Source organism: Stenotrophomonas acidaminiphila (genome assembly GCA_002951995.1).
GTDB classification, from domain to species: Bacteria; Pseudomonadota; Gammaproteobacteria; order Xanthomonadales; family Xanthomonadaceae; genus Stenotrophomonas; species Stenotrophomonas acidaminiphila_A.
On the sequence record CP019797.1, the window covers coordinates 3,566,237 to 3,578,592 of the forward strand.

Sequence of the window (12,356 nt, forward strand, 5' to 3'; positions counted from 1 at the left end):
GTACGGATGGGTGCGCTAGTATAGCGAGCGACCGCGCGGCGGCCGCGCCAGCAAGGAGTTTCAGGTGGAACACACGGCCGCATCGAGCGTCCCGACCCCGCCATCCCCGGTGGCCATCGCCCCCGGCCGGCTGCAGTTCGCCAACATCGCCGCGGCGGTGCTGGGCGACGGCCTGGTGGCCGCGCACGACCAGGAGCGCATCCGCTTCTCCGCGCAGGGCGCGCGCAACGCCAGCGAGGTGCACCCGCTGGTGCTGCTGGCCAACCTCAAGCTGGCCGCGGCGCCCCCGGCTTCCGGCGAACTCGGGCTGGAGCGGCTGACCGAGTGGCTGGCCGGCCGCACCGGGGTCCGCTACCTGCGCATCGACCCGACCCGGGTGGACGTGGCCAACGCCACCGCCGTGGTCTCGCACGCCTATGCCCGGCGCCACCGGATCCTGCCGCTGGCGATGGACGCCGAACGGGTGCTGGTGGCCACCAGCGAGCCGATGGCGCGCGACTGGATACCCGACCTGCAGCACCTGACCCGGCGCCGGATCGAGATCGTGCTGGTCAACCCGCTGGACCTGCACCGCTACTCGATGGAGTTCTTCGGCGTCACCCGCTCGGTGCGCAGTGCCCGCAGCGACGCGCGCGGCGACGGCAGCAGCCTGCCCAGCTTCGAGCAGCTGGTGGAACTGGGCCGCGCCGGCGACGTCAACGCCGACGACCACCACGTGGTCAGCATCGTCGACTGGCTGCTGCAGTACGCCTACGAGCAGCGCGCCAGCGACATCCACCTGGAACCGCGCCGCGACATGGGCCGGGTGCGGTTCCGCATCGACGGCGTGCTGCACAAGGTGTTCGAGCTGCCGCCGGCGGTGATGACCGCCGTGGTCAGCCGCATCAAGGTGCTCGGGCGCATGGACCTGGCCGAGCGCCGGCGCCCGCAGGACGGCCGCATCAAGACCCGCTCCCCGGGCGGGCGCGAGGTCGAGATGCGCCTGTCGACCATGCCCACCGCGTTCGGCGAGAAGTGCGTGATGCGCATCTTCGACCCGGACGCGGCGTTCAAGAGCATCGAGCAGCTGGGCTTCAGCCCGGAGGAGGCCGCCGGCTGGAACGAGCTGGTCGCCCGCCCGCACGGCATCGTGCTGGTCACCGGCCCGACCGGCTCGGGCAAGACCACCACCCTGTACTCCACGCTCAAGCGGCTGGCCACGCCGGACGTCAACGTGTGCACGGTGGAGGACCCGATCGAGATGATCGCGCCCGAGTTCAACCAGATGCAGGTGCAGACCAACATCGACCTGGACTTCGCCAGCGGCGTGCGCACCCTGCTGCGCCAGGACCCGGACATCATCATGATCGGCGAGATCCGCGACCTGGAGACCGCGCAGATGGCGGTGCAGGCCTCGCTGACCGGCCACCTGGTGCTGTCCACCCTGCACACCAACGACGCCCCCTCGGCCATCACCCGCCTGCTCGACCTGGGCGTACCGCACTACTTGATCGCCTCCACCGTCAACGGCGTGCTGGCGCAGCGGCTGGTGCGCACGCTGTGCCCGCACTGCAAGCGCGCCGACGTGCTCGACGACGAGGACTGGGCACCGCTGCGTGATGGCAATGAGGCATTACCTGATGCCATCCACGCCTGTGCGCCGGTGGGTTGCCTGGAGTGCCGGCGCACCGGCTACCTGGGCCGGATCGGCCTGTATGAGCTGCTGCCACTGGGCCCGCGGCTGCGTTCGCTGATCCGCGCGGACATGGACCTGGCCGGTTTCAGCCATGCCGCGCGCGCCGAGGGGCTGCGCACGCTGCGCCGGACCGGGCTTGAAAAGGTGGCGCAGGGGCTGACTACAATCGAGGAAGTCCTGTCGGTCCTGCCCCCAGCGGAATGAACCCCCGCCGTTCCTCATCATCGAAACCGGGCAGCCGTTCCCGAGCCTGCGCCGTTACGGCCGTTTCCCGCACTGGATCCGCGTCGCCGCGGGCCTGGAGCAGGCCGAGACCGTGGTGGTCAACGTCGAGCAGGGTCAACGCCTGCCCGCGCGCCAGGGTTTCGCCGCCACCATCGTCACCGGCTCGGCCGCGTTCGTCACCGACCGCGCCGAGTGGAGCGAGCGCAGCGCCGACTGGCTGCGCGACGCCGCCCACGCCGGGATGCCGCTGCTGGGCATCTGCTACGGCCACCAGCTGCTGGCGCATGCGCTAGGCGGGCAGGTGGACTACAACCCGGCCGGGCGCGAATCGGGCACCATCCGCCTGGAACTGGACCCGGCCGCCGCCGCCGACCCGCTGTTCGCCGGCCTGCCCCCCAGCTTCCCGGCCCAGGCCACCCACCTGCAGACCGTGCTCCAGGCGCCGGCCGGCGCCACCGTGCTGGCGCGTTCGGCGCAGGACGGCTGCCACGCCTTCCGCTGGGGCGAGCACGCCTGGGGTCTGCAGTTCCACCCGGAATTCGCCACCCACCACATGCGCGGCTACGTGCGTGCCCGCGCCGACTGCATTGCCCGCCACGGCGGCTGCGCGCGCGCCGTGGCGCGCCAGGTCAGCGCCGCGCCGCAGGCGCGCCAGCTGCTGCGCCGTTTCGTGCGCCACGCCCGCGCGGTGTGATGCCCGCGCCGGCGCGCGCACCGGCTCCGCGCCGCTGGCGGAATGCGGGGTTCCGCGGCGCGACTCGCCCGTCAGCCGGGTTCGGGCGATAATCCGCCCACGCCGGCGTGGTGCCGGCGCTCCCCCTTTTCGGAACTGCAATGGGCGATATTCGCAAGGTGCCGGCCTCCGCCGGCGCGGAATGGCTGCTGGCCGGCTTCGGCCTGCTCAGGCGCGCGCCGCTGGCGCTGGGTTCGCTGGGCATCCTCTGGGGCGTGGGCGCTTCGCTGGTGCTGTCGCTGTCGCTGCTGGTGCCGGCGCTGGGCACCCTGGTGCAGTTCCTGCTGCTGCTGGCCGGGCCGCTGTTCATGGGCGGCCTGCTGTGGGCGGTGCGCGAAGTGGACCAGAACCGGCCGGCGCGGCCGGCGCACCTGCTCGAGGGCGTGCGCGAAGGCCGCGCCCCGCACCTGCTGGTGGCGCTGCTGCCGCAGCTGGTGGCCGCGCTGCTGCTGGGCACGCTGCTGCTGGTGCTGGTCGGCAGCGACGGCCTGCAGCGGCTGTCGGAAGTGATGCTGCGGATCAACGAGCTGAGCCAGTCCGGCGCGCAGCCGGACCCGGCGCAGATCGAGGCGCTGGTGGCGACGCTGCCGGCCGGACGCATCCTGCTGTGGCTGCTGCTGATGCTGGCCACCTTCGCCGCACTGACCCTGGCGCTGTTCGTGATGCCGCCGCAGGTGATGTTCCAGCGCATCGGCGGCTGGCATGCGCTGCGCCGCAGCCTGCGCTCGAGCCTGCGCAACCTGCCGGCGATGCTGGTGTTCTTCGTGCTGGCCTTCATCGCCATCTTCGCGATCTACTTCGCGGTGATGATCCTGGCGATCATCGTCGGCCTGGTGGCCGGCCAGACCGTGGCCATGGCGTTGGCGCAGCTGCTGCTGATGGCGGTGCTGATGCCGGTGTTCGCCGGCGCGGTGTACGCGGCCTGGAAGCAGATGCTCGGCCCGGCCGCGGTGGTACCGCCACCAGCCGGCGGTGGCCACGTTCTGGAAGCCTGAGCGCGCGCGGCTCAGCGGGCGCGCTTGACCAGGTACATCGCCTGGTCGGCCGCGTGCAGCAGCGTCTCCACCACGGCGCCGTCGGCCGGATAGGTCGCAAGGCCGATGCTGGCGGCGATGGCCAGGGTGACGTCTCCGCCATCGCCGGCGTAGGTCATCGGCGCCTGCAGGCAGTGTCGCACTTCCTCCAGCCGGCGCCGGGCCGCGTCCAGGTCCTCCAGGTCCTCCAGCACCAGCGCGAATTCGTCCCCGCCCAGTCGCGCGACGGTGTCGTTCTCGCGCAGCGAGCCGCGCAGCCGGCGCGCCAGTTCCACCAGCAGCGCATCGCCTGCGGCGTGTCCCCAGGTGTCGTTCACGCCCTTGAAGCCGTCCACGTCGACGTAGACCAGGGCGAACATGCCGCCGTTGCGGGCCGCGCGGTGGTGCGCGCTCTGCAGGCGGTCCATGAACAGCGCGCGGTTGGGAAGCCCGGTGAGCATGTCGTGCATGGCCAGATGGCGCATCTCCTGCTCCATCTGCCGGCGCTGCTCGACCTCGATCTCGAGCTGGCGGTTGCGCTCGGACAGTTCGCGCAGCGCCTCGCGCAGCGCGACCCGGTGCCGGTACAGCTCCAGGAACACCTGCACCTTGGACAGCAGGATGGTCGCGTCCAGCGGCTTGGCCATGTAGTCGACCGCGCCGAAGCCGTAACCCTTGAGCCGGTGCACGTCGTCGGCGTAGGTGGCGGTGACGAAGATGATCGGCGTCTGCCGCGTGCTTTCTTCCTGCGACAGGATCTCGGCCACCTCGAAACCGTTGATGTCCGGCATGTACACGTCGAGCAGGACCAGCGCGAACTCCGCGTCCAGCGTGGCCTTGAGCGCGTCGTTGCCGGAGGCGGCCTCGACCACCTCGACATCGAGCTTGGCCAGCACGCGGCGGATCACCAGCAGGTTGGCGGGGTTGTCATCGACCGCCAGGATCTTGGGACGCGGCGGGGCGACCGGCTTGGTCATTTGCATAGGGCTTCCAGCAGGGGGGAATATCGGACAACGGCAGGCAATGGTCGGCGCCGGCCAGTTCAAGCGCGGCCGCGGGCATGGTCGGGACCTGGGCGGTACCCGGCTCCTGCACGATCACCCGGCCACCGAGTCGGCGCACCCGCAGGCAACCATGTGCGCCGTCGGCATTGGCGCCGGTGAGCAGCACCGCCAGCAGGCGCGCGCGCCAAGCCTCGGCGGCGGACTCGAACAGCACGTCGATGGATGGGCGCGAGAATGCGACGCGTGGATCGACGCTCAGCGCGAAGCGGCGGTCGTGCTCGACGAGCAGGTGATAGCCGGACGGGGCCACGTATACCTGGCCCGGCTGCGGCGCCTGCCGTTCCTCGGCCTCGCGCACCGGCAGTCCGCTGCGGCCGGCGAGCAGCTCGCAGAACAGCCGCATGTCCTCCGAGCCGCTGTGGCAGACCAGCACCATCGGCACCGGCAGCGGGCCCGACAGCCCCCCAGCAGCAGATGCAGCGCCGCCAGCCCACCGGCCGAGCAACCGACCACGACCGCCAGCGGGGGCAGCGGCGTACTCACGATGCCGCCCCGCGTTGCGGTACAGGCGCAGCTCCGCGTCCAGCGGCACGAAGCCGCGCGCGCTCGGCGCGAAGCGGATCGACTCGCGGTTGCCCAGGCACAGGAAGCCGCCGCGCGCCAGGCTGTCGCGGAACAGCCCGAGCACGCGGTCCTGCAGCGCATCGGAGAAATAGATCAACACGTTGCGGCACAGGATCAGCTGCGCCTCGCAGAACACCCCGTCGCAGACCAGGTTGTGGTTGGCGAAGGTCACCCGTTCCTTCAGCCGCGCGTCGAGCTTCATGAAGTCGTAGCGGGCGTGGTAGTAGTGCGACAACGTATGGCGGCCACCGGCGGCCAGGTAGTTCTCCGAGTACAGGCGCGCCTCGCGGATCGGGAAGATGCCTTCCTGGGCGCGCGCCAGCGCCTCGTCGCTGAAGTCGGTGGCGTAGATCTGGCAGCGTTCGTACAGGCCGGCCTCCTTGAGCAGGATCGCCAGCGAATACACCTCCTGCCCGTGGGCGCAGCCGGCCTGCCAGATGTTGATCTGCGGGTAGGACGCCAGCACCGGGAACACCTCGTCGCGCAGCTTGCGGAAGACGGCGGGGTTGCGGAACATCTCCGACACCGGCACCGACAGCCGCGCGATCACCTGCGGCACCAGCGCGTCGTCGCGCAGCACGCGGGCGGTGAGTTCGCCGACGTGCGCCGCATCCAGCGCCTGCGCCACCTGCAGCACGCGCCGCTTCAGCGAGGACGGTGCGTAGCCGCTGAAATCGTAGCCGTGGCGCCGCGCCATCGCCTGGACGAAGGCGTCCACCTCGATGTCGTCGATGTCGTCGCGGCCGGTGCCGGAGCCTATTTCTGCAGCCATACGCGGATCATCGACAACAGCTTGTCCAGGTCCACCGGCTTGGTCAGGTAATCGTTGGCGCCCGCCTCCAGGCACTTGTCGCGGTCGCCATGCATGGCCTTGGCGGTCACCGCGATGATCGGCAGGTCAGCCCACTGCGGCTGCCGGCGGATCTCGCGGGTGGTCTCGTAGCCATCCATGCCGGGCATCATGATGTCCATCAGCACCAGCTCGATGTCATCGTTCTCGCGCAGCTGCTGCAGTGCCTTGTAGCCGTCCTGGGCCAGTACCACGTTCATCCCGCGTGCGCGCAGCGACTTGGACAGCGCGAACAGGTTGCGCATGTCGTCGTCGACCAGCAGCAGCTTGCGCCCGGCCAGTTGGGTATCGTCCGACGGCGTGGCGCTGGCGCCGCGCGAACCGATGCTGTGCAGGAACAGGCTGACCTCGTCGAGCAGGCGCTCGGTCGAGCGCGTGCCCTTGATCACGATGCTGTCGGTGTACTGGCGCAACTTCAGGCTTTCCTCGCGGCTGAGCTCCTGCGCCGAATAGATCACCACGGGCGGCACCGCCACGAGGTTGGCCGCCTTCTCCAGGAACTCGATGCCGGAGATCCCCCCAGGTTGAGGTCGAGCACGATGCAGTCGTAGCTGTGGGTGGCGATGCGCTCTAGCGCTTCCTCGCCGGACGCGACCTGGTCGATCTCGACGTTGTCGGCCTGCAGCAGCCGGGTCAGGGCCAGGCGCGAATCATCGTCGTCGTCGACCAGCAGCAGCTTGCGCACGATCTTGCCGGCGACCTCCAGCAGGTGGTCGAACGCGGCGATCAGCGCCTTGCGGTCGACCGGCTTGGTCAGGTAGCCGACCGCGCCCAGTGCCACCCCCTTGGCGGCCTCGTCCACGGCGGAAATGAAATGCACCGGGATCGCCGCGGTCACCGGGTCGTGCTTGAGGTGCTGCATGACCGACCAGCCGTCCATGCCCGGCAGCATCACGTCGAGCAGGATGCCGGTGGGACGGTAGCGGCGCGCCAGCTCCAGGCCGCTCTCGCCATCGGCCGCGGCCAGTGCGCGGTGGCCCTTGCGCCGGATCAGGTCGACCAGGATGCGCGCGAACGCCGGGTCGTCCTCGATGGTCAGGATCACGCTTTCGCCGGCGGCGATGGCGTGGCGGTCGTCTGGAATCCAGTCGATCAGCGGCGCGGCGACCGCACGCGCCGGCTGCGGCGGCGCCGGCGGGGCGGCGCGTGCCGAGGCCGGGTCGGCGGCGCGCGGCGGTGCGGCCAGCAGCGGCAGCACCAGCGCGAACGTGCTGCCCTTGCCCGGCTCGCTGTCCACCACCAGGTGGCCATCCAGCAGCTGTGCCAGCCGCCGCGCGATGGCAAGGCCCAGGCCACTGCCCCCGTAGTGGCGGCTGGTGCTGGAATCGACCTGCTCGAACGCGTCGAAGATCGATTCCAGGCGCTCGGCGGGGATGCCGATGCCGGTGTCCTGCACCGCCAGCGCCACGTGCGCGCGGTCGGCGGCCACGCCGATGCGGGTGAGCAGGGCGCTGTCGGCCATGCACAGGCGCAACGTCACCTTGCCCTCGCGGGTGAACTTGAAGGCGTTGCCGAGCAGGTTGTTGAGGATCTGCTGCAGCTTGGAGCGGTCGGTCACCAGCAGCTCGGGCACCTGCGGATCGACGTCGATGGCGAACTCGAGGCGGCTGTCCACCGCCATGTGGCGGAAATGGCGCGTCACCTCGCGGGTGATCGCATCCACCCGCACTTCCTCGCGGTGCACGTCCATCTTGCCGGCCTCGATCTTGGACAGGTCGAGGATGTCGTTGATCAGCCGCAGCAGGTTGGAGCCGGAGTCGTGGATCACCGCCGCCGCTTCCACCTCCTCGGCGTCGAGATGGCCGCTCTCGTTCTCCGCCAGCTCCTTGGAGAGGATCAGCAGGCTGTTCAGCGGGGTACGCAGCTCATGCGACATGTTGGCCAGGAAATCGGTCTTGTACTGGCTGGCGCGCGCCAGTTCCTGGGCCTTGAACTCGGTCTCCCGCTGCAGCGCCTGCAGTACGTCCTTCTGCTCGTTGAGCACCTCGGTCTTCTGCCGCAGTTCCTCGTTGGATGCCTGCAGCTCCTCGGCCTGCACCCGCAGTTCCTCCTCGGACGCAGACAGGCGCTGCGCCTGCTCTTCCAGCTCCACCGTCTTGCCCTGCAACTCCTCGTTGGTGGCGCGCAGTTCTTCTTCCTGCGCCCGCAGCGCCACCTGCGACTGCTGCAGCTCCTCGGCCTGGGCGCGGGTGCGCTCCAGCAGCAGCTGGGTCTGGCCGGCGCGGCGGATGTTGTCCAGGCCCAGCGCCACGGTCGGCAGCACCGCCTCGATGAAGGCTTCCTGGCTCGGCGTGAACGGCTGGAACGTACCGAACTCGAACACCCCCAGCAGCCGGTCCTTGAGCAGCAGCGGGACCGCGACCAGGTGTCGCGGCTGCGCCTCGCCCAGCGCCGAGTGGATGCCGAAGAACTCGTCGGGCACCTGCTGCACGCCGATCCGCTTGCGCTCCAGCGCCGCCTGCCCGATCAGGCCATCGCCCAGGCCGTAGCGCAGGCCCAGGTGCTTGCGCCGCTGGAAACCGTAGCTGCCCTGCAGGCGCAGCTCGCCGGCATCCTCGTCCCACAGGAACAGCACGCCGATGCCGGCACCGATGCGCGGCGCGATCTCCGACACCAGTGCCTGCGCGTAATCGCCCGCGGTCTGCGCCTGCTGCAGCAGCGCACCGACCTCGCCGACGCTGAGCTTGACCCAGTTGGCCTCACGCGAGGCCAGCGAGTTGCGGCGGAAGACGTCCAGTGCCCGCGCGATGGCGCCGATCTCGTCGCCCCGCCGCAGGCCGTCGATGTCCACGTCCAGGTCGCCGTCGGCCAGGCGCGTCATCCGCGCGGTGAGGCGGTTGATCGGCGACACCACCAGCCGCGAGAGCATCCACAGCGTGCCGATGATGATCAGCAGCCCGGCCACCAGCAGGACCAGCGAGATGCGGTGCGCACGCGCGATCCAGTCGCTCATCGCGGCGCGGTCGCCGAGCAGGGTGTTGACCTCGAGGTTGTAGATCTCGCCCAGGGTTAGCGCCAGCGCGTTGCCCTTGCCGGTGCTGACCGCATCCAGGCGGCGGCGCGAGGCGGCCAGGGTATCGGCGCCGGCATCCTGGGGCACGGCTGCGGAGGCCAGCCCGTCGCGTACCTGCGCGTCCCAGCTGGCCGCCTGCGCCAGCGCGCGGCGCAGGCGTTCGTTCTGCAGGGCGCTGCCGGCCTCGAGCGCTTCGGCCATCGCCCGGTCGCGGCGCTCGCGCTGCACGCGCACGGTCTCCAGCGCCTGCTCGCCGTCGCCGAGCAGGTAGTCGCGGATCGCCAGTTGCTGCAAGCGCACCGCCTGGATGGCCTCCTCGACGTGGCGGATCACCTCGATCTGGCGACCCTCGCGCCGGCGCGCGGCGTCGTCCTGGCCGGAGGTGCGGTAACTGACCACGCTGGTGGCCAGGAAGCACAGGAACACCAGCCCGAACGCCGCCAGCATCTTGCCCAGCAGCGGCACGTTGTTGATCCAGCGTTCCTTACTGTCGCTCACGCGGCTCCCCTTGGATGCGGCCTGGCCACCGCCTCCGGTGGCGATTCTGGTTTCAGTGGACGGCAAACACGACCCGGGCCTCCCCGGGCATCCCGCTCATGATGCGCCCTTGGGGGGAACATCCCTTTCACGGTCGCGCGGTTGCAGCCAGCGCGCGGCGTGGATGCCCAGCTCGTAAAGCACGCACATCGGGATGGCCAGCATCAGCTGCGAAACCACGTCCGGCGGGGTCAGCACCGCGGCCAGCACGAAGATGCCGACGATGGCGTAGCCGCGCCCCTCGCGCAGCTGCTGCGGCGTGACCCAGCCCAGCAGCACCAGGATCACCATCGCCACCGGCAGCTCGAAGCTCGCACCGAAAGCGAAGAAGATCGCCAGCACGAAATCCAGGTACGCATTGGCGTCCGGGTGATGGCGATCACCTCCGGGCGGAAGGTGGTCAGGAAATGAAACACCGCCGGCAGCACCAGGAAATAGGCGAACGCGCAGCCGATGTAGAACAGCGCCACCGCCGAGGCGAGCAGCGGCACCGCCAGGCGTTTCTCGCGCGCATACAGGCCCGGCGCGACGAATGCCCAGGCCTGGTAAAGCAGCCACGGCACGGCAATGAACACGGCGGTGAAGAAGGTCAGCTTGAGCGGCGCGAAGAACGCCCCGGCCGGATTGGTGGCGATCATCGACTGCCCGGCCGGCAGCTGCGACACCAGCGGCGTGGCCAGGTGGTTGTAGAGCGTGCGCGCGAACGGCAACAGCGCCAGCAGCACCACGCCCAGCCCCAGCAGCCCGCGCACCAGGCGCGCGCGCAGTTCCACCAGGTGCTCGATCAGCGGGCTTTCGTTGAAGTTCTCGCTCATGGCGCGCGCTCCGGCGGCAGCGGTGCACCCGTCGTTCCGGTCAGGTCCGCTGCCGGGGTCTGCACGGCGTCGGGCGCCGGCAGCGCCTGCGCCGCAGGGTCCGCGGCTGCATCGGCGGCGGGCGGCGCGGGCGCGGCAACGGCATCGACTTCATCGCGCAGCGCATCGACGTCGCCGCGCAGCCGGGTGGCGCCCTCGTGCAGGTCGCGCTCGGCCTGCTGCACCGACTGGCGCACGCTGCGCAGGTTGCGCTGCAGCTCCTCTGCCTGCAGTTCGCGCTCGAGCTCCTGCTTGACCGAATCCCACTGGTTGCGCGCACGGCGCACCCACAGCCCGGCGAAGCGCGCCGCCTTGGGCAGCCGTTCGGGGCCCAGAACCACCAGCGCCACCACCGCGATCAGCAGCAGTTCGCTGAAGCCGATATCGAACACGCGGGGAACCTTCGGTTCAGCGCGTCTCGCGGTCGCGCTCGGCCTGCGTATCGCGGCTGGATTCGCGCTCGCGCGATTCGTCGTTCAGGCGCGCCGGCGGGGTGTCGTCATCGCGCATGCCCTTCTTGAATTCCTTGACCGCGCTGCCCAGATCCTTGGCGCCGCTCGTCAGCCGCTTGGTGCCGAACACCAGCACGACGATGACCAGCACGATCAACCAATGCCAGATGCTGAAACTGCCCATGATCCGCTCGCGTTATTCGGTGTGGAGGCCAGTGAGCATAGCGCACCCGGCCCCGCCGGACGCCCGTGCCGAAGGTCAGTTGCCGCCGTCCAGCGATTCGGTGCGGATTTCGCCTTCGGACACCGGCTGGAAACCCTGCTGCGGCGCGGGCTCCGCGGTGGCCGGCTGCAGCGGCTGGGTGGTCGCCTCGCTGCCCTGCTGCGGGGCGTTGCCGGACACGGCGACCGGCTGGGTGCGCGGCGCCGACGACGCCACCGGCGCGGCGGTGCCCTGGGTACCGCGCTTCTCGCGCGCGGCGTAGGTGGACTCCTCCAGGCGGTCGCGGAAGGCGACCACGTCGGCCGAAGGCGCCGCATTCAGGCGCCCCTCCAGGATCATCCGCGGGTGGTGCCCTGGCCGTAGGCGTCGAGGTTAGCGGCATCGTCGATGGACAGCACCGCGCCATCCAGCGCCACCCCGGCGAACAGCCCGCGGGCACGCGACCACGACCAGATCTCGGCCTTGAGCTGGCCATCGGTGGCGGCGGCGGCGCTGCGGCCGACCGGGCCGGCGGCCACGCCGGCGTCGGCGCCCAGGGTGAACTTGCCGTTGACGATGTTGTCCAGGCTGCGGTTGTTGCGGAACACCAGGATCACGTCGGAAGACTGCACCCCGGCCTGGAAGCCGATGCTGCCGCCGGTGAGCTTGACGAACACCGGGTTGGACCAGCTGCCATCGGGATTCTTGACCGACATCAGGCCATGCCCGCGGCGGCCGCCGAGGACCAGCCCGGCCTTGATCGTGTCGGGGATGACGATGATCGCGCGGCCCTCGTCGAGCAGCTTGTCGGGAATGGCCTGCTCCGGGATCTCCTGGATCTCGCCGAGCACGCGCACGGCGTTGCGGGCGCGCTGGTCCTCCTGCGGCCCGGCCAGGGCAGTGGCGGACAACAGGCTCGCGGACAGCAGCAGGGCGATGTACGGCAGGCGGCGCATGGCGGACTCCACAGGTCGATGCACGGAAAGATACGGCAAGGTGTCGAGATTGGAAGCGGGGCGATGAACGGGCGAGGAATGGACGAGGGCGAGTGAAGAGAAGTGAGGAGTGAGAAAAGGCAGGAGCAGGAGCGATCCCCGCCTGCACGGCGGATGACGACTCAACCTTTTGTCATGGATGACAGCCTTGGTTTTGGGCCGTTGCTTCTCTCTCACTC

The 12,356-nt window shown here is 70.2% G+C and carries 7 protein-coding genes and 3 pseudogenes; 3 read left to right on the top strand and 7 right to left on the bottom strand.

Going from position 1 to position 12,356, the window contains the following annotated elements; all coding sequences use genetic code 11:
• The first annotated feature begins 64 nt into the window (after positions 1-64).
• The 3 genes from B1L07_15805 (at position 65) to B1L07_15815 (ending at position 3,628) form a co-directional block, all read left to right on the top strand.
• Entirely contained in the window at positions 65-1,879 is a 1,815-nt protein-coding gene (locus B1L07_15805; protein ID AUZ56298.1) for a type II secretion system protein E, read from the top strand.
• Positions 1,880-1,895: 16 nt separating this feature from the next.
• Entirely contained in the window at positions 1,896-2,594 is a 699-nt protein-coding gene (locus B1L07_15810) for a GMP synthase (GenBank protein ID AUZ56299.1), read from the top strand.
• A gap of 140 nt (positions 2,595-2,734) precedes the next feature.
• Positions 2,735-3,628 carry a hypothetical protein gene (locus B1L07_15815; GenBank protein ID AUZ56300.1) on the top strand — a complete coding sequence of 298 codons (894 nt, stop codon included), beginning with the start codon at positions 2,735-2,737 and terminating at the stop codon, positions 3,626-3,628.
• An 11-nt stretch (positions 3,629-3,639) separates the two neighbouring features.
• On the opposite strand, the gene B1L07_15820 is transcribed toward B1L07_15815, so the two are convergent.
• The 7 genes and pseudogenes from B1L07_15820 to B1L07_15850 all read right to left on the bottom strand — a co-directional run bounded on the left by B1L07_15820 (position 3,640) and on the right by B1L07_15850 (position 12,138).
• Complete coding sequence (locus tag B1L07_15820; GenBank protein ID AUZ56301.1) at positions 3,640-4,623, bottom strand: diguanylate cyclase response regulator; 984 nt, start codon at positions 4,621-4,623, stop codon at positions 3,640-3,642.
• A complete protein-coding gene (locus B1L07_15825; protein ID AUZ56302.1) occupies positions 4,574-6,046 on the bottom strand; it encodes a hypothetical protein in 1,473 nt (490 codons plus the stop codon). The genes B1L07_15820 and B1L07_15825 overlap by 50 nt, the downstream gene beginning before the upstream one ends.
• Positions 6,031-9,635, bottom strand: a pseudogene (locus B1L07_15830) (hypothetical protein). The gene B1L07_15825 and the pseudogene B1L07_15830 overlap by 16 nt, the downstream one beginning before the upstream one ends.
• Before the next feature lie 96 nt (positions 9,636-9,731).
• A pseudogene (locus tag B1L07_15835) lies at positions 9,732-10,489 on the bottom strand (twin arginine-targeting protein translocase TatC).
• On the bottom strand, positions 10,486-10,920 hold the full coding sequence (locus tag B1L07_15840; GenBank protein AUZ56303.1) for a twin arginine-targeting protein translocase TatB: 435 nt from the start codon (positions 10,918-10,920) through the stop codon (positions 10,486-10,488). The pseudogene B1L07_15835 and the gene B1L07_15840 overlap by 4 nt, the downstream one beginning before the upstream one ends.
• A gap of 16 nt (positions 10,921-10,936) precedes the next feature.
• Positions 10,937-11,164 carry a Sec-independent protein translocase TatA gene (gene tatA / locus B1L07_15845; protein ID AUZ56304.1) on the bottom strand — a complete coding sequence of 76 codons (228 nt, stop codon included), beginning with the start codon at positions 11,162-11,164 and terminating at the stop codon, positions 10,937-10,939.
• Between the two features lie 75 nt (positions 11,165-11,239).
• Positions 11,240-12,138 (bottom strand): annotated as a pseudogene (locus B1L07_15850) (ligand-binding protein SH3).
• Between the last annotated feature and the right edge of the window lie 218 nt (positions 12,139-12,356).